Source organism: Bacillus sp. DX4.1 (assembly GCF_030348195.1).
Taxonomy (GTDB): domain Bacteria; phylum Bacillota; class Bacilli; order Bacillales; family Bacillaceae_G; genus Bacillus_A.
In genome coordinates this window covers 1256984-1274867 of record NZ_JAUCFT010000008.1, presented here as the reverse complement: position 1 = coordinate 1274867, position 17884 = coordinate 1256984, and the positions used below count along the sequence as shown (strand labels likewise).

Here is a 17884-nt window from a genome sequence, read left to right as displayed (position 1 = left end):
ATGGGGTAGGAAAAGGATCTGGCTGCTTCTATGCATGGCCGGATCCTCTCTCCCACCTAAAAAGAAGGGTTTATGTCAGTTTTTTAATTTGTATTTATATAGGTATAGATAATATTAAAAAAACTTTACAAAACTCGTATTTCATAGAAAAATAGACATCAATAAAAGCCAAATAGATAGGATGAAAATCATGGAATTTGCAAACTCACTTTTTAACATATTCATTACTAGTTTTATACAATTATTTTCTTTAATTGGTAGCATCATTTTGGTTGGTTTTTTATTAGGTTATTTAGAATCACTTACACGAATGTACTGGATAAGAGCCTTTGGCCGAAAAGGTTTTCTCTTAACCGCGTGGATTGGTGTTCCAATTCACGAATTTGGACATGCCTTTATGTGTGTATTATTTAAACATCAAATCATAGGTATCCAGTGGTTCCCAACCAATACAAGTAACGGTTATTTAGGCTATGTAAAACACCAATATAATTCAAGAAGCATGTATCAAAAAATAGGCAATTTTTTCATCGGTATTGCTCCTATTTTCTCAGGGATTACAGCATTAATACTCTCCATGTATTATTTAGCACCGCAATCCTATTCATTATTTATGAGTTATCTTGAAACAAACATCCAAGCATCAAATATAAATGGTGAAATGATTCAAAATATCTTTTTCTCATCATTCATATTATTAAAAAGCCTTCTTACTACTAGTAACCTATTCAATCCTTCTTTTTGGTTTTTTCTTTTTATAGCAATTTGTATTTCTACACATATTTCCTTAAGTAAACCAGATATAGAAGGCGCATTAAACGGGCTTATCACAATATTTGTGTTCCTTCTTCTTTTCAATGTGGTAGCAGGAATTTTCCATTATAACAGCGATAAGCTAATAGGAAACATCGTAAAATACAATACGTACTTACTAGCTTTTTCTAGCGTTGCAATATTATTTTCATGTATTGCTGTTGGAATCAGCTATACTCTTTATAAAATAAAAACGGCTAGTTCTAAAATGAACTAGCTGTTTTCTATTATTCTTATTTATCCCCTGTCTTATAATTACAATGTTCAACAGGAATACGTGCGTGCCCCTGTTCATCTGTACACCAAGACTGCGACTGAAATGCAAGAAAGATACCAACCCATTGCTGCTCTTTATCAAAGTGAATCAATATCCCGCCATCTTGCCATGTTCCATCATCATTTTCCCACTTTTCCACATTCCCTTGGTTCATATGAATATCGTGTATGCCATTACCAGGTTTGAAATGAAAGTATGAATCTGGAGTATTATTTTCCGGACCCCATCGTTCTCCAAACGCGTAAATGATTGCCTTCTCCTGTATTGCTCTTTTTATATAATGTTCCATTTTTTCATTTAAATCATTGTTAGCTCCTGATTTTTCAGGTGGTAAAGGGATCATCTGTTTCGAATCAAATAAATTTCCCTTCACATAATCTAATGCAACCCTCGGTTCGTTATTTTTAACTTCCGTAAAACCAAATGGTAATGTCGGCAAAATCGTAATTGCTTCCGATTGAATATCCTCACTTGCAAAATATAATACTTCTGATGGATAACTTTGTGATTTGACATTAATTGCAATACGGTAGTCTACTTCTGCTTCCCCTTGCAAATGAACTTGATAATGAGGTGTTTTCCCTTTTCCTATCATAGATTGTAGCGCTATACCTTTTAAGACTCCATAGTTTTTTAAGGGCATATAATTCATCTCCTATTTATTTAACGTGCTTCCCGAAAGAAGTCCCCATCTTCAAGCGCGTGACGGGCGATAGCCAAGCGATCAGGTGGGGATGAATTTCGGTTAGGCATCGCCTAACTGACTTGTAAGAATAACCAATTATGATTGTGGTGCATACATTCAATATCTGATATATTCACTTGTTTATAAGATTTAGCAGGATTTTGTATATAATGGCCGTCCAAATCTTGCACATACACCACCTTCCCTGTAAATCCTGTCACGAATCCTATTTGTCCAAACGCTTTCACCTTATCACCTAGATACATTGTGCCTACGTACGGTGTATTTTTATTATTTCTTTTCGCTGTTCTATTTTTCGTTTTTCTTCCTTTTCTTGCAGTTGCTTCATGAAGAGAACGCTTTTTCTTTCTAAATTGCTTGATGCGAAACTCACCACTTTGATAATATTCTCGTAATTGTTTCGGATTTGTAATCGCAATGGCATCATTATAGTGTGTTTTAGATAACCTTAATTCTTTTCGCTTCGGTGTTGTGTAACTCCCATACGTAATCTCACAATCTAAACGCTTCATGATTTGAAGTCGCAAAATATTCATAAAGGCGGTCTCTTTATACTGTTTTGGTTTCTTAAAAATGTGTTTAATTTTTCCTTGGTGGAATTTTTGATGACATTCTTCATGTACCGTTACAAGGTTCTCTACCATATCTGAACCACCCTTATGTCGCTCAATGATATGGTGCGTGTGTAAAATACCACCTTTTTTCTTACAGATTTGACATGTATAATGGTCTCTTGCAAATACATAGTATCTTATATTCCAAAAGCCAAATGCGTCTCCTTGTTGATATTCTTTCCCTTGTATATCAGGGTTCTTTAGTTTTTGTACATCAAACTTGCCGACTTCTACAATGATTTTTGGTGAAGGTAATAGTGATTTGAATGTTTCAGTCCAATGAATGATGTTATCGGTTCGGCTTTGAATCGATGGTGGAAGCCAGCCCTCTTTCTTTTTTCGATTGAGAAAACGTGCTTTTCGGTAGCGGGTTTTACGTTGTCTTCGGCTTCTACGTAATGTAGCTCTAAGAGTAAGGTTCTCTTTCACATCCTGACGTAATTCAATGGTTCCTTTCACTAGTACTTTTTCCTCTGTTGTAATCGCGATCCCCACATATTTTGTACCGCTATCGACACCGATTGTAACAGGTTGTACTGTTTCACCAGTCGCATATTGCAATTGAATGGTAAACGGTGTGTAACCTATAATTTTTGCTTTCCCCTGTTTGAGAAGAAGCCGTGCCTTACGAGTACTGCAAGGCATGAGCGGTTCTCCTCGTAAATTCTTGACAAATACACGCATGTTTTGCCCCTCCTAAGAGTTTGTTTCCCTTCGCCAATGTTTGTAGGTGTTAGCAACTTCTTATGAAAGAAGGCTTGTGGTTGACCGTTCCTTCCCAACCAGAACTGTTACGGAGCCACCATAGAGCCAAGAACTAGGGAATCATTCTTGGGTATGCAACCTACGAACGTAGCCCACAAAAGACTGAGGCTAGACAACCAAGGTCTTTACAAGCCCCCACTTCAAAACGCGTTAGCGTTTAAGTGGTGGGTAGTTGACTCGAAGCTCTTACTACTTTACAAATTATCTCATAACAAAAGAAAATCCTCCTAAAACAGAGGATTTTTTTACAATTTTTTCATTGTATTACATACCACACAATCACTTCTCCCACTACAATCAACACAGCCCCAAAAATTATAAGCGTCGTCTTTTTCAGCAATTCATTTTCCCGAAATGGAATGTTGCATAAGTATGCTCCAAGTGTAATCCGTGACGGGCAAGCAATTGTTGCTACAGAAGAACTCGTATTTTGCAGCGTTGTAACAAACTGCCACGGAAGCCCCACATTCTGCGCTGTCTGCATTTGTAGTTTAATAAACATGGCGTTTGATCCGGCGTTACTTCCCGTTAAAAAGCCACCAATTGCACCGATGAACGGAGCAATAAAAACAAACATCAGTCCAAATGTATTCCCAGCTGCTTCCGCTAACAATGAATGCATGCCTGCTGCACCCATTAATTCCGAAATAGCAATAAACATTGTCGTAGTAATCGCAAATGGGATCCATTGTTTCACTGTTTGAGACAATGATTGTTTTATTATAGTAGAAGGAACACGGAAGAAAATAATGGTAAATAAACACGTAATCCCAAGCCAAAATCCTGGTGAATACAATAATTCTAGCTTGTAAGAGTAGGATGGCAAGTCAAGCACAGCGTATGATTGCAGCATACTATGAAACGATGGAATCATACGAGATAGTAGTATACACACTGTTAAAAATAAGTACGGACTTACAATTTTCACAATGGACACTTCCTGCTGTGCTGTAGCTGCATGTTCCGAGTATAGTTCCTTCCCTTGCTTCGCTTTCATTTTAATAATAATAAAACCGAACGTGATTGTTACAATCGAGCTTAAAATCCCAGCTAATTCAACGCTAACATATGCATTAGACAGATAGATGGATAAAGAGAATAATAGAAAAAATCCAGCCGCTTCTCTCCATTTTTGCATCACTGCTGACCAACCGCCAATTACATATAAAGATAGGATTATAAAATAAGCGAAGAAAGGTATGCTTAATAGGGCTGTCCCTGCCCCCATTTTTGTGAGCGACATACCGACAAGCTGTGACCCAATAATCGTTCCGGTTGCCATCGCTCCCCATGAACTAGCCAATAAACCGATAAACGATAGTAAGACTGCTTGAAACGGTTTATAACCGAGCGAAAGAAAAATAGGAGCGGCAACCATAAAGCCAATTCCAAATCCGCTAACCGATTCAATAAGAGGACAAATTCCAAAACACATGAGTAGCATTTGCAGCAAACGATCCTGTGTAACATGTTCTATAAAACGTGCAACTCGCTTGATATACCCCATTTTATTCATAAGGTGAAATAAAAAAATACCAAAAAACAAAACATATCCGACAATAAAACAAATAAGGCCGCCTTTAATTGTTGCATGCATAACCTCTCCAGCTTGCAGGTGAAACATCGGTATTAGTAAAACGATTCCACAACATACAGCATAAGAAATTAATGAAGCTTTCAGCGATGTTTGCCTAAATACAAATAAGCAAATAAAAATCATCATAATCGGAATAAGAGCCAACAATACTGCCATACCATCATCTCATTTCTTAAAAGATACAACTGTAACTATTATATATCAGATGGAAAAATATTCAATTGGTTTTATAACAGTTTTCCAAATCTATGGAAACGTTTTGGCGAAAATCTATTAAGTTAATATGTATTTCATATATTGAAAGAGGCTCCCTTAACAGGCAGCCTCTTTCCTCTATATAAATCCATTTTGATTTTTCGACATATAGCCGCGGCTATGGATAACAAAAGGTGATCTGCACTCGTTTTCTCTCTTTATTTTCACTGTGTCTGGGGCAGGAAAATGATCTGACCGCTTCTATGCATGGCCGGATGCTCTCTCCCACCTAAAAAGAAGGGGTTTATGTCGGTTTTTTAATTTGTATTTATATATTTCACCGCAGCAATTAGCTCACAAATTTCATCTTGTCTTTCTTTTTCTAGAAGCTCGATAACTTTACTACCAACAACAACCCCGTCACATACATCAATCATTTCCTTTATTTGCTCAGTTGTTGATATACCGAATCCAGCAACTACTGGAAGCTGTACATGCGCTTTTACCTTTTCTAAATAGCTATGCAATTCCTGATTGAAATCACGTCTAACACCAGTGACACCCGCAACTGTTACCGCATATACAAACCCTTGCGACTCACTCGTAATCTTTTCAATCCGTTCAATCGGACTCGTTATTGTAACAAGGGGGATCAAAGCAATATTTGCATCACGAAGCAGCGGTGCGATGATATCTTGTTCTTCATATGGTAGATCGGGAACGATAATCCCATCAACACCTGCTTCAAGACAACTTCCTATAAAACGCTCTTTTCCAAATGCTAAAATAGGATTCAAATATGTCATGAGTACAAATGGAATTTGTACTTCTCTTCTCACTTCCGCTAACGCTTGAAAGATTCCTTCGAGCGTCGTCCCATTCTCTAACGCTCGTTTTCCTGCTCGCTGAATTGTCGGTCCATCTGCGACCGGATCAGAAAAGGGAATCCCAATTTCAACAATGCTTGCCCCTGCTTCATCTAAGAAACGGATTTGTTGTTGCAACCTTTGTAAACCGCCATCTCCCCCCATCACATACGGAATAAATGCTTTTTTTCCATTTTGAAACGCTGCCGTGATTCTTTCTACTCCCATTCTTTACACCTCTTCCATATAATGTTTTATGCTTTCAACATCTTTGTCACCACGGCCCGATAAACAAATGACGAGACCCTCATCTTGATTCATCTTTGGCGCTAGCTTTAGTGCATACGCAACAGCATGTGAGCTTTCTAATGCTGGTATAATTCCTTCTTTTTTCGTTAGCAATTGAAAAGCATGTAGTGCCTCTTCATCTGTTATAGAATGATAGGATACACGGCCAATATCTTTTAATAAGCTATGCTCCGGTCCAACTCCTGGGTAATCGAGACCTGCCGAAATGGAATGTGCCTCTTGAATTTGCCCTTCTTCATTTTGCAAGAGATACATCATTGAACCGTGCAGAATTCCAACGCTGCCTTTCGTTAATGTTGCTGCATGCTTCTCTGTCTGAACCCCTTTACCTGCTGCTTCCACGCCGTGAAGAGCAACTGCTTCATCCCGTACAAATGGATAAAACATTCCCATCGCATTGCTACCGCCGCCGATGCAAGCTACAACAGCTTCCGGTAATTTCCCTTCTAACGCCTCATATTGCTTCTTCGTTTCCTTACCAATGACACTTTGGAAATCGCGCACCATTTGCGGAAATGGATGTGGTCCAAGAACAGATCCCATAATATAGTGCGTATCATGCACATGTGCAGCCCAGTAACGAAGCGCCTCGTTTACTGCATCTTTTAACGTTCCACTACCTGCTGCGACGCTTTCAACTTTCGCCCCTAATAGTTCCATACGAAAGACGTTTAACTTTTGGCGTTTCACATCCTCTTCTCCCATGAAAATGACGCACTCTAAACCAAGTAAGGCGCATACCGTCGCTGTCGCCACGCCGTGCTGACCGGCCCCTGTTTCTGCCACAACTTTTTTCTTACCCATTCGCACCGCCAGAAGCCCTTGCCCTATTGTGTTGTTGATTTTATGAGCTCCTGTATGATTTAAATCTTCCCGCTTTAAATAGATTTTGGCACCGCCACAATACTTCGTAAGATTCTCTGCAAAATAAAGTGGTGTTTCTCTTCCAACATACGTTTGTAAATAATGTTGTAATTCTTGATGAAACGCTTCATCTTGCATTGCTTCTTTATATGCTTCTTCTAATTCTAAAACGGACTGCATTAACGTTTCTGGAACATACCGTCCTCCGTAAATACCGTAATGACCTTTTTCATCTGGATATGCATATTGCATGTTTAACACTCCTTCGCTTTTGTTATAAATCTCTTAATCTTCTCGATATCCTTTTTACCATTTGTTTCGACACCACTGCTGACATCCACCATATACGGCTTAACCATTTCAATCGCTTTTGTAATATTTTCAAGATGCAATCCACCAGCTAATATACATTTTTGCTGTATTACATTTGGCATATGCTCTAGTAACTGCCATGAAAATGTTTTTCCATTCCCTCCATGAAACGCTTCTTTTGGACTATCAAATAACACATAATCAGCTTCATAGTCTTGTGCTCTTTCTATATCGCCGCTCGAATTTACTCCAATCGCTTTTATAGACGGAATATTCAATCTTTTAATATGATGATTTTGTTCATCCCCATGTAGCTGTACATGTGTTAAGCCACAATCCTTTGCGATTTTCTGGATCACTTCGACCGATTCATTTACGAAAACGCCAACTTTCATTACATGCACTGAAAGCTCCTCGATTATTTGTTTTGCCCGCTCGGGTGCAATTTCCCGTTTACTTTTTGCAAAAACAAATCCGATTGCATCCGCCTCGTATTCGCAGGCTATTTTTGCTGTTTCGACATCGGTGATGCCGCAAATCTTTACTTTCATGTTGTCACCTTCAGCGACTGAAAGAAATCGCAGGCAGAAGGTGCTGTCATCAATGCTTCTCCAACAAGAATTCCTTTTGCACCAGCTTGCTTTACACGAATGATATCCTCCCCTGTATGAATGCCGCTCTCACTAATCCAAGGCACGTTTTGTTCGTTTAACCGTTCCCCAAGCTTTTCCGTTATCCCTAGATCTACTTCAAATGTTTTTAAATTGCGATTGTTTATCCCGATTACATGTGGTTGTAGGGTCAGCGCTACTTCTAACTCCGCCTCATTATGCACTTCCACAATCGCTTCTAAGCCAAGCTGATTTACATGTTCATATAGCTCTATTAATTTTTGCTTTGACAACGCTGCAACGATAAGTAAAATAAGATCAGCCCCCGCCTCATAAGCCCGGTCAATCTGAATTCTATCGATGATAAAGTCTTTACATAACAGTGGAATATTAGCATGTGCTCTTGCCGTTTCTAAATCACGAAATGTTCCTTTAAAGAATTGTTCATCTGTTAAAACAGAAATCGCTCCTGCGCCGCACTGTTCATACGTTTTCACTTGTTTTGCGACATCCACATGCAAATTGATATCTCCTTTAGATGGAGAAGCACGCTTCACCTCAGCGATAACTGTAAATTGCTGCAGTGCCTCTACAAGAGAGTGTGATGTACGATTTGGCTTTACTGATGAGTATGTTTCATACAATATCTCTACTTCTTTCTTTTTCTGCTGCACAATCTTTGCTAAAATAGTTTCCATTTAATTCACCCTCTCTAACTTCTTGTTACTTGCAGCAATCAACAGATTTAATTTAGCTAACGCTTTTCCAGAATCAATGCTATGAGCTGCAATGCGAATTCCTTCCCCTATCGTTGCTGCTTTTCCGTTTGCAAAAAGGGCAAGACCTGCATTTAATAACACCGTATCGCGGTATACACTGTCTTCTCCTTGCAGCACTTGCAATGTAATGTTTGCATTTTCTTTCGCATTTCCTCCTCTAATCGCTTCATTATTCACCCGAGAAAACCCATACTCTTCTGGGGAAACATTCACTTCTATAATCTTATTATCTTTTAAAATCACTACATGATTTTCTCCTTGCAGAGATGCTTCATCTAAAAATCCACTACCATTCACAACAAGCGCTTGCTTTCTGCCAAGCTTTTGCAATACTTGCGCTACTGGCAGCAGCATATCTCGCTTATAAATACCAACGAACTGTGTTTCAAGGTCAATCGGATTTGTAAGTGGTCCAATTAAATTAAAAATGGTCGGTACATTTAATTCTTTTCTTATTTTCATAATGCGTCTGAGTGCCGGATGCATCGCGGGTGCAAATAGAAAGGCAATGCCTACTTTCTCTAATAAAAAATCAATTTGCGCTGGTGTACATGCGATATTTACCCCAAGTTCCTCTAATAAATCGGCACTCCCTGTTTTACTAGAAACAGCGCGGTTTCCATGTTTCGCAACCTTTACGCCAGCACCAGCAAGTACGAAAGCAGATGTTGTACTAATATTAAATGTTTGTGCACCGTCTCCGCCTGTTCCGCAATTGTCCATCGCCCCTTGAATATGGTTAGAGAATGGCAATGCTTTTTCCCGAAGAGCACGAACGAGGCCGTATATTTCATCCGCCGTTTCACCCTTCGCTTTTAATAGTGCTAAAAAGGCAGCAATTTCACTTTCTAATATATCCTCACCTAATAGTGCAAGACCCGCTTCATACATTTCATACTCTGTTAAATCCTGTCCCTCTACTAATTTTCGAAGATAACGATTCATACTCTCTCCACCTCTTTCACATCGGATAAAAATGCACGTATTAATTTCCCGCCTTCTTCAGTCGCAATCGATTCGGGGTGAAACTGTAGTCCAAAGAGCGGATAGTAGTTGTGGCGAACTGCCATAATTTCTCCGTCATCCATCGCTGTTGCTAATATATCAAAGCAACTAGGTAACGTTTGTTGTTTCGCTACGAGCGAATGGTAACGCATCGCACTTAATGGCTGTTTTACATATGAAAATATGGATGTACCGTTATGTTTCACAAGCGATGTTTTCCCGTGCTTAATGTGCGCTGCCTGCACAATTTCTCCGCCAAATGCAGCAACAATTGCTTGATGCCCAAGACAAATGCCAAGAATCGGAATCGTTTTATAAAAGTGTTGAATCACTTCCATACAAATCCCCGCACCTTCTGGTTTTCCAGGTCCTGGCGAAAGAATAATCGCGTCTGGCCTCATTTCCTCAAGCTCCTTGATCGTCACTTTATCGTTACGTAGCACTACAATCTGTTCTGCACTAGCCCCTAACAATTGATATAAGTTATATGTGAATGAATCATAGTTATCAATGAGTACAATCATTGCATTACCTCCAGAAGTGCTCTCGCTTTATTTAACGTCTCTTCGTATTCGGCATTTGGATTCGAATCATACACAATACCAGCACCTGCCTGCACATATGCTTGCTGATTCTTTACAACCATCGTTCGAATGGCGAGTGCCATATCAAGATTCCCTGAGAAAGCGATATATCCGACAGCCCCGGCATACACATTTCTTTTTTCCGTTTCTAATCCATTTATAATTTCCATCGCCCTAATTTTCGGAGCTCCCGATACCGTTCCTGCCGGTAAACAATATGCTAATGCATCAAAGCTGTTCTTTTGTTTTCCTAATATTCCGGAAACTTCAGATACAATGTGCATCACATGTGAATACTTCTCAACTTTCATATATTTATCTAATTGAACCGAACCGATTTCACTCACCCGTCCGATATCATTTCGGCCTAAATCCACAAGCATCATATGCTCTGCTCGCTCTTTCTCATTTGTAAGTAGCTCTTTCGCTATCTTGTCATCCTCTTCTTTCGTTTTTCCCCGCGCTCTTGTTCCGGCAATCGGATTTGTCATCACTTTTTCATCTCGTACAGAAAGTAAACTTTCTGGTGAGGAGCCAAGTACGACATAATCTTGAAAATCAATGTAAAACATATAAGGCGATGGATTCGCAATCCGAAGCCGGCGATAGAGCGCAAATGGCTCACCCGTAAATTCACTTTGCAAACGCTGTGATAATACAACTTGAAAGATATCACCTGCTCGAATGTACTCCTTTGCTTGTTCAACCATCTCACAAAACTTTTCTTCTGTTACAGAAGATGTAAATGATAAAGAAGCATGAGTTTCTTTTACGTGCTCTTCTTCCCCGCTCAATACATCCTGCTTATATGCTTGCAACTGTTCATAAACCTCTTCATAGGAGTCCATGTCATCTTCCCTGCATACATATACAAATGATAGTTTTTGTCGTAAATGATCATAGACAACAAACATGCGGTAAAGTAGTACATGAACTTCTGGAATATTTACTGGGTCAGACAACTCTTCTCCAATATCTTCATATTGCCGAATCACATCATAGCCAATATAGCCAATTGCTCCTCCGCAAAACGGAAATGGACTTTCTACTCGAGATGGTGCAAGCACCCTTTCCAGCACCTGTAATACATGCTCTTCTACCTTTTCCGTCACACCATGTATCGTAATCTCTACCGCTCTACCAACACTTTTTATTTCTCCATAAGGGTCACATCCTAAGTAAGAATAGCGTCCTTTATCTTGATGCAGCTGCGAGCTTTCGAGTAAAAATTTTTTCTTCCCCTTCATACGGCGATATAAAGCAATTGGCGTCAAACTATCTCCTTCTTCTTCCTGAATCACGAGAAATGTTTTTCCTTGTTGCTTTTGCATCATAAATTGTTCTTTCGTTATCATGACTTTCACCTCTCTATTGAAAATAAAAAAGTCCCCTGCATATTGAAATATGCAGAGGACGATAAATTTACCGTGGTACCACCTCTTGTTGGATGCAGAGCATCCCTCTTTGTTCAGGTACAAATATATACCCTATCCTTGTAACGGCGGAACCCGGGCTGCCTACTTATACTTACCTGTTCAGCATGCCTCTCGTAAGCCCATTCCGCATATGGCACCGCACCGGGCTCTCACCTATCCCCGGCTCTCTGGAACGTCTCCAATATACGTACTCTTCTTACTCAACGATTTTACTTATTTATTTTTTATAGAGGAAGTTCAAAAAGTCCGGTAAAGATAGCTGCCCTATTTCTTCGTTACGTCGCCAGTCCGGTACTCATGTAGTTCCATCTACACTCCGTATCCTCCTGGCTTCCGTGCCTCGAACTGCTCGGCTCCCTTTATCCTCCTTTTTAAACAAGTACTTAAACACAAAAAGGGAGTACTCATCCTATAAAAAGGACGGGTACTCCCGTGGTGCCACCTTAATTCGTTACAACCGTAACGCACTTTACCGTATCACAATTCAATACGTGTCTCTTATATCGATGAGATCATGTCGCCAAAGCCTACTTCTTTCGGTTCGGTTTGGAAGCTCCGAAGGCCATTCCATATTAATTCCATACTGATTCGCACCAACCATCAGTTCTCTGTCATGTTCATAATATGTACTCTTCTTCATCAACGCTTGCATTTGTTAAGTTGCACCTATTATATTCCCTTCTTTTTTTATAAGTCAATACTTTTTTATTTTTTTTATTTATTGCTACATTCAATATTATATTGACAAAACAACCTATTTTTATGTAAAAATAATAAATACTCTATTAAAATATAGCCTTCTTGTCAGAAAATTATATATTCCAAAAATAATATACTGTCAAAAAACGCTTACATTTCAGAAAATTCTTATTTGTATATGGATTTTCTGCAATAATCATGATAGATTATAATTATGCAATTCACCAAAAGACACTACTATAAGGAAGGGGAACTACATGAATACGCAGATTTTGATTTTAATTTCTATCTCGATTTACATGCTAGGGATGTTAGTCATTGGCTATTTTGCCTATAAGCGAACATCCAACTTAACAGATTATATGCTTGGCGGGCGTACATTAGGCCCCGCAGTAACAGCATTAAGTGCCGGGGCAGCTGATATGAGCGGCTGGCTTTTAATGGGGTTACCTGGTGCAATGTTTAGTGTTGGATTAAGTAGTAGCTGGATTGCGATTGGCTTAACACTCGGTGCCTACGCAAACTGGATCTATGTCGCTCCTCGCTTACGTACCTACTCAGAACTTGCAAACAACTCTATTACTATTCCAGAATTTTTAGAGCATCGTTTCCATGATGCATCTCATATGCTACGTCTTGTTTCTGGACTTGTTATTATGATCTTTTTTACATTTTATGTAGCTTCAGGATTCGTCTCAGGTGCTGTATTATTCGAAAATTCATTTGGCTTAAATTATCATGTTGGGCTACTTATTGTTGGAAGCGTTGTTGTAGCTTATACATTATTCGGCGGTTTCTTAGCTGTAAGCTGGACAGACTTCGTTCAAGGAATCATTATGGTAATTGCACTTGTCCTTGTCCCAATTGTAACAATTATGAATGTAAATGGTCTTGGACCAGCATTCGATACCATTCGATCCATTGACCCAGCATTATTAAATATTTTCAAAGGTACTTCCGTATTAGGTATTATTTCATTATTCGCTTGGGGTCTTGGTTATGCTGGACAACCTCATATTATCGTACGCTTTATGGCAATTTCATCTGTAAAAGAAATAAAAAGTGCTCGCCGAATTGGTATGGGCTGGATGATTTTTTCTGTGGTAGGAGCTATGTTTACTGGTCTTATCGGTATCGCTTATTATTCAAAAGCGGGATTAAAGCTCTCTGATCCAGAAACAATTTTCGTTGCACTAGGCAGCATTTTATTCCATCCACTTATTACTGGATTTTTATTAGCAGCTATTTTAGCAGCTATTATGAGTACAATCTCTTCTCAGCTTCTTGTTACTTCGAGTGCGATAACAGAAGACTTATATCGAACATTCTTTAAACGTTCTGCATCTGATCGCGAGCTTGTATTTGTCGGTCGTATGGCAGTTCTTGTTATTGCACTCATTGGATGCGGATTAGCATTTAAACAAAATGATACGATTTTAGCACTTGTTGGTTACGCTTGGGCTGGTTTTGGTTCTTCATTTGGACCTGTCGTTTTACTAAGCTTATACTGGAAACGTATGACAAAATGGGGAGCGCTAGCGGGAATGATTGCCGGTGCTACAACTGTTATTACATGGACACAATTTAAGTTTTTAAAAGATTTCCTATATGAAATGATTCCTGGCTTTACAGCAAGCTTACTTGCAATTATTATCGTGAGTTTACTAACAAAACCTTCAAAAGAAGTTGAAAAACAATTCGAGGAATTCGAAAAATCTGCATAATATGAGTAAAAAAAGAAAGAGGTCTCTCCAAAATAATATATGGGGGAGGCCTCTTTTTTTCTCCAAACATTATTCCCTGCTCCTTTGCTTCCTGCCAATTGCAAAAATGACTTACATTTATAAAAAAAGAGCTAACTCCAATTATATAAATCCATTTTGATTTTTCGACATATAAGCCGCGGCTATGGATAACAAAAGGTGACCTGCACTCATTTTCTCTTTTTGTTTCCACTTGGCATGGGACAGGAAAAGGATCTGACCGCTTCTATGCATGGACAGATGCTCTCTCCCACCTAAAAAGAATGGTTTTATATCGGTTTTATATAGTCGTCACTCATCGTCCTTTTGAGTTATCTTCTCCCTATCTTCTATTCACCCTTCGACAATTTTTTCTTTGAACTTAACAATTTCTTTATGTTTCGTTAAATTTATCATAACACTACTTCGTTATAGTATGAGTATAGACTCACAAAACAGAAAGGAGACTCATAAATGATGGCATCACTACAACACCAAAATCACAAAAAATTTTCACCTATCACAAATACTTCTTGTCCAAACATGCAAACGAGCCACCCTCACATTTCACTTACTCCTTCTGTTGTACCTGTAATTGGTGTGCATATACAAAAACCAAAAGTAAAAATAAAAGTAGGACAAAGCGCAGAACTATCTGCTTCTGTCCTACCCATTCAAGCAACAAATCAAGAAATCCTATGGATGAGTATGAACTCTAAAGTTGCAACAGTTATCACAAAAAAAAATCAAGCCATCGTAACTGGAAAAAGCGCTGGACGATCCGTCATTATCGTAACCAGTGCAGAAGGAAAATTTCGTGATTTATGCGTCGTCCATGTCCAACCATTTATCACAAATCCTAAATAAAGTGAAGCTTTGATTAGTGGGTTTCTTCATCACCCACTAATCATTAACCCTCACCAACAGGTCTTTTATGGACAGTAAGATCCCCACCTAAAAAGAAGGATTTTATGTCGGTTTTTCAAAATGCATTTATATATAAGTCCATTTTGATTTTTCGACATATAAGCCGTGGCTATGGATAACAAGAGGTGACCTGCACTCGTTTTCTCTCTTTGTTTTCACTGTGTCTGGGGCTGGAAAAGGATCTGACCGCTTCTATGCATGGTCGGATGCTCTCTCCCACCTAAAAAGAAGGGTTTTATGTCGTTTTTTAAATTTGTATTTATATAGAAAAAGGCTGTTGGTCTTTTCCAACAGCCCACTAATAATCTATAAATCTTGCGTATATACTGCACGATTCACTGGCTCTTTTTGCACGCGTTTTTGCTGCTGCAATAAGAAAATAAATACACCACATAATACAAGGACGCTACCAATCACTTGCATGATATTTAATTTCTCACCGAGCAAGAAAAATGCAAGTATTGATGCTCCAACAGGCTCTCCTAAAATACTCATTGAAATCGTTGTCGCATTCACATAATTTAATAACCAATTGTTAATCATATGTGAAGCTGTTGGTACAATTGCAAGTAAAACGAATATGCCCCAGTCCCCTGTAGAGTAGCCCGTAAACGGCACACTAAGTACTACATTATAAATTGCTATAAATACACCCGCAAATGCAAATACAGTAAAACTATAAATCCAATGAGAAACTTTTTTTACTGTTGTTTGCCCAATAAATAAATAACCAACAACTGCAATTACACTTAAAAAGGATAAGATATCCCCTATTACTGCCTGTTCACTTAACCCTAAATCTCCCCACCCAATACATATCACGCCAAGGATTGCAATCCCCATTGTGACAACTGCTGAATAAGTAGTTCTTTCTTTAAACAGAAAAAAACCTCCAACTAAAGATACGATTGGCTGGAGCGCTAAAATAATCGTTGAGCTTGCAACCGTTGTATACTTTAAAGAAGCAAACCATAAAAGAAAATGCAGTGCCAAAAAGAATCCCGACCCTATTAAAAATCCCCAATCTCGCTTTTGAATTTTGCGAAACTCTTCCCGCTTTTTCCAAGCGATTGGAAGCATAAGTAGCACAATAATCCATAACCGATACATACTTAAAATTGAAGACGGCGCCGAGGACATCTTTATGAAAACAGCTGCAAATGAAATAGCTATAATAGAAATCGCTAACGGTAATGCAATTGATTTCTCTTGTTTCAAATTTATTTCGCCCCTCTCCCCTGTGAAATTCCCACTTCATTATAGCTTCTTTCTTCATCCACTTAAATACTAATTTTTTAGATTCTTCGTACCATTATGGTAAAATATAAAGTGAACCTTCCATCAGTACGATTTTTCTTTATCACTCACTGATAGAAAGTCTTCACCAATCGTGCTCTTACGGGCAGTTATCGCATATTTTTATTTAGGGGGATACACATATGAATCAAGCAATGGGGAAAATAGAAGAACTTTCATTTTACAGTACATCACTACAAGAAGAAGTTACGCTTCTCGTCTATTTACCAGCTAATTTTACTCCGCTGCATAAACACACCATTGTGATTGCGCAGGATGGAAGAGATTATTTTCAGCTTGGTAAAGCACATCGCGTGATTGAACAGTTACGTGAAAATGAGGAAATTGACCGAACAATTATTGTCGGTATTCCATATAAAAACGTACACGATCGTAAAGAAAAATATTTTCCAAACGACGTAAAAAATGCAGCTTATATTCGCTTTCTTGCTCATGAACTCGTTCCATATATAGATGAGAAATATCCAACATACCAAATGGGAAAAGGCCGTGTATTAATTGGCGATTCTCTTGGCGGTACAGTGTCATTTATGACCGCACTCATGTATCCGCATACATTTGGGAAAGTCGTTATGCAATCACCATTCGTCGATGAAACGGTCCTCAGCCTAGCGAAAGATTTTACAGAGCCACAAACATTAGAACTTTATCACATCATTGGTACAGAGGAAACAGACGTAAAGCGAACAGACGGACAAACTTCTGATTTTGTGCAGCCAAACCGAGAATTACACGCATTGCTCACAGAAAAAAAATTCACAACACATTACGAAGAATTTGAAGGTAACCATACTTGGAAATACTGGCAAAAAGATTTACCAAAAGCATTTTCTCATATTCTATCAATGAAATAACAAGAGGCAGTATTCTGAATAATTTGATATAATAAAAAAAGAGATTTGTTTTTCAAACAATCTAACTAGACTTACAAAGGGAGGAATTTAAAGATGAAACTAGGCATTGTAATTTTCCCATCAAAAATGATTCAAGATAAAGCAAACGGACTGCGTAAGCGTTATGATCCGCATTATGCATTAGTTCCGCCACATATCACATTAAAAGCACCCTTTGAGGCACAAGATGGACAACTAGAAGCGATTGTGCAAGAATTACATACAATCGCAAACAAAACAAATCCTTTCACCCTTCATGTTGGAAAAGTAAGCTCATTTGCACCTGTTAATAATGTTATTTACTTTAAAGTAGAAAAAACACCTGAACTTACATTTCTAAACGAAGAAATGCATAAAGAATTTTTCCCGCAAGAGCGAGAGTATGCATTCGTACCACATTTAACAATTGGACAAAATCTATCAGATGCGGAGCACGCTGATGTATTAGGTCGCTTACGTATGAAAGACTTTTACTACGAACAACCAATCGACCGTTTCCACCTTCTCTATCAATTAGAGAATGAAACGTGGACAGTATATGAAACATTCCATCTTGGAAAGGAGAACAATTAA

The 17884-nt window shown here is 38.5% G+C and carries 16 protein-coding genes and 2 other annotated features; of the genes, 5 read left to right on the top strand and 11 right to left on the bottom strand.

The window, feature by feature from the left end; all coding sequences use genetic code 11:
- Nucleotides 1–190 precede the first annotated feature (190 nt).
- On the top strand, nt 191–1030 hold the full coding sequence (locus QUF99_RS09450; protein ID WP_289369703.1) for a hypothetical protein: 840 nt from the start codon (nt 191–193) through the stop codon (nt 1028–1030).
- Between the two features lie 16 nt (nt 1031–1046).
- On the opposite strand, the gene QUF99_RS09445 is transcribed toward QUF99_RS09450, so the two are convergent.
- From QUF99_RS09445 to trpE, 10 genes are all read right to left on the bottom strand, one after another.
- Nucleotides 1047–1733, bottom strand: a complete 687-nt coding sequence (locus QUF99_RS09445) for a DUF2278 family protein (protein ID WP_289369701.1) — start codon at nt 1731–1733, stop codon at nt 1047–1049.
- Between the two features lie 113 nt (nt 1734–1846).
- Nucleotides 1847–3094, bottom strand: a complete 1248-nt coding sequence (gene iscB, locus QUF99_RS09440; protein WP_289368532.1) for an RNA-guided endonuclease IscB — start codon at nt 3092–3094, stop codon at nt 1847–1849.
- A 337-nt stretch (nt 3095–3431) separates the two neighbouring features.
- On the bottom strand, nt 3432–4928 hold the full coding sequence (locus tag QUF99_RS09435; protein ID WP_289369699.1) for an L-lactate permease: 1497 nt from the start codon (nt 4926–4928) through the stop codon (nt 3432–3434).
- 356 nt (nt 4929–5284) lie between these two features.
- Nucleotides 5285–6061 carry a tryptophan synthase subunit alpha gene (gene trpA, locus QUF99_RS09430; protein WP_289369698.1) on the bottom strand — a complete coding sequence of 259 codons (777 nt, stop codon included), beginning with the start codon at nt 6059–6061 and terminating at the stop codon, nt 5285–5287.
- A 3-nt stretch (nt 6062–6064) separates the two neighbouring features.
- Nucleotides 6065–7258 carry a tryptophan synthase subunit beta gene (gene trpB / locus QUF99_RS09425; RefSeq protein WP_289369696.1) on the bottom strand — a complete coding sequence of 398 codons (1194 nt, stop codon included), beginning with the start codon at nt 7256–7258 and terminating at the stop codon, nt 6065–6067.
- A gap of 2 nt (nt 7259–7260) precedes the next feature.
- Nucleotides 7261–7869, bottom strand: a complete 609-nt coding sequence (locus QUF99_RS09420) for a phosphoribosylanthranilate isomerase (protein WP_289369695.1) — start codon at nt 7867–7869, stop codon at nt 7261–7263.
- Entirely contained in the window at nt 7866–8627 is a 762-nt protein-coding gene (gene trpC / locus QUF99_RS09415) for an indole-3-glycerol phosphate synthase TrpC (RefSeq protein WP_289369693.1), read from the bottom strand. Before trpC ends, QUF99_RS09420 begins: the two co-directional genes overlap by 4 nt.
- Entirely contained in the window at nt 8628–9653 is a 1026-nt protein-coding gene (gene trpD / locus QUF99_RS09410; RefSeq protein ID WP_289369692.1) for an anthranilate phosphoribosyltransferase, read from the bottom strand. It lies immediately after the preceding gene.
- Nucleotides 9650–10237: an anthranilate synthase component II gene (locus QUF99_RS09405; RefSeq protein ID WP_289369691.1), complete on the bottom strand. Its 588-nt coding sequence runs from the start codon at nt 10235–10237 to the stop codon at nt 9650–9652. The genes trpD and QUF99_RS09405 overlap by 4 nt, the downstream gene beginning before the upstream one ends.
- Entirely contained in the window at nt 10234–11652 is a 1419-nt protein-coding gene (trpE, locus tag QUF99_RS09400; protein WP_289369690.1) for an anthranilate synthase component I, read from the bottom strand. The genes QUF99_RS09405 and trpE overlap by 4 nt, the downstream gene beginning before the upstream one ends.
- Before the next feature lie 51 nt (nt 11653–11703).
- Nucleotides 11704–11946: a binding site (T-box leader), on the bottom strand.
- A 200-nt stretch (nt 11947–12146) separates the two neighbouring features.
- Nucleotides 12147–12385 (bottom strand) — a binding site (T-box leader).
- A 304-nt stretch (nt 12386–12689) separates the two neighbouring features.
- On the opposite strand from trpE, the gene putP reads away from it, so the two are divergent.
- Nucleotides 12690–14156, top strand: coding sequence for a sodium/proline symporter PutP (gene putP, locus QUF99_RS09395; protein ID WP_289369689.1), 1467 nt, complete (start codon nt 12690–12692; stop codon nt 14154–14156).
- 492 nt (nt 14157–14648) lie between these two features.
- A complete protein-coding gene (locus tag QUF99_RS09390) occupies nt 14649–15041 on the top strand; it encodes an Ig-like domain-containing protein (protein WP_289369688.1) in 393 nt (130 codons plus the stop codon).
- 366 nt (nt 15042–15407) lie between these two features.
- Here QUF99_RS09390 and QUF99_RS09385 read toward each other — a convergent pair whose 3' ends face one another.
- Complete coding sequence (locus tag QUF99_RS09385) at nt 15408–16319, bottom strand: DMT family transporter (RefSeq protein ID WP_289369687.1); 912 nt, start codon at nt 16317–16319, stop codon at nt 15408–15410.
- 221 nt (nt 16320–16540) lie between these two features.
- On the opposite strand from QUF99_RS09385, the gene QUF99_RS09380 reads away from it, so the two are divergent.
- Both QUF99_RS09380 and QUF99_RS09375 read left to right on the top strand, forming a co-directional pair.
- Entirely contained in the window at nt 16541–17272 is a 732-nt protein-coding gene (locus QUF99_RS09380; RefSeq protein WP_289369685.1) for an alpha/beta hydrolase, read from the top strand.
- Between the two features lie 93 nt (nt 17273–17365).
- Nucleotides 17366–17884, top strand: a complete 519-nt coding sequence (locus tag QUF99_RS09375; protein ID WP_289369684.1) for a YjcG family protein — start codon at nt 17366–17368, stop codon at nt 17882–17884.

Bases quoted from the DNA above. Each gene is read 5' to 3' on its own strand.
- QUF99_RS09450 (WP_289369703.1), top strand. From the start codon at position 191: ATGGAATTTGCAAACTCACTTTTTAACATATTCATTACTAGTTTTATA.
- QUF99_RS09445 (WP_289369701.1), bottom strand. From the start codon at position 1,733: ATGCCCTTAAAAAACTATGGAGTCTTAAAAGGTATAGCGCTACAATCT.
- iscB (WP_289368532.1), bottom strand. From the start codon at position 3,094: ATGCGTGTATTTGTCAAGAATTTACGAGGAGAACCGCTCATGCCTTGC.
- QUF99_RS09435 (WP_289369699.1), bottom strand. From the start codon at position 4,928: ATGGCAGTATTGTTGGCTCTTATTCCGATTATGATGATTTTTATTTGC.
- trpA (WP_289369698.1), bottom strand. From the start codon at position 6,061: ATGGGAGTAGAAAGAATCACGGCAGCGTTTCAAAATGGAAAAAAAGCA.
- trpB (WP_289369696.1), bottom strand. From the start codon at position 7,258: ATGCAATATGCATATCCAGATGAAAAAGGTCATTACGGTATTTACGGA.
- QUF99_RS09420 (WP_289369695.1), bottom strand. From the start codon at position 7,869: ATGAAAGTAAAGATTTGCGGCATCACCGATGTCGAAACAGCAAAAATA.
- trpC (WP_289369693.1), bottom strand. From the start codon at position 8,627: ATGGAAACTATTTTAGCAAAGATTGTGCAGCAGAAAAAGAAAGAAGTA.
- trpD (WP_289369692.1), bottom strand. From the start codon at position 9,653: ATGAATCGTTATCTTCGAAAATTAGTAGAGGGACAGGATTTAACAGAG.
- QUF99_RS09405 (WP_289369691.1), bottom strand. From the start codon at position 10,237: ATGATTGTACTCATTGATAACTATGATTCATTCACATATAACTTATAT.
- trpE (WP_289369690.1), bottom strand. From the start codon at position 11,652: ATGATAACGAAAGAACAATTTATGATGCAAAAGCAACAAGGAAAAACA.
- putP (WP_289369689.1), top strand. From the start codon at position 12,690: ATGAATACGCAGATTTTGATTTTAATTTCTATCTCGATTTACATGCTA.
- QUF99_RS09390 (WP_289369688.1), top strand. From the start codon at position 14,649: ATGATGGCATCACTACAACACCAAAATCACAAAAAATTTTCACCTATC.
- QUF99_RS09380 (WP_289369685.1), top strand. From the start codon at position 16,541: ATGAATCAAGCAATGGGGAAAATAGAAGAACTTTCATTTTACAGTACA.
- QUF99_RS09375 (WP_289369684.1), top strand. From the start codon at position 17,366: ATGAAACTAGGCATTGTAATTTTCCCATCAAAAATGATTCAAGATAAA.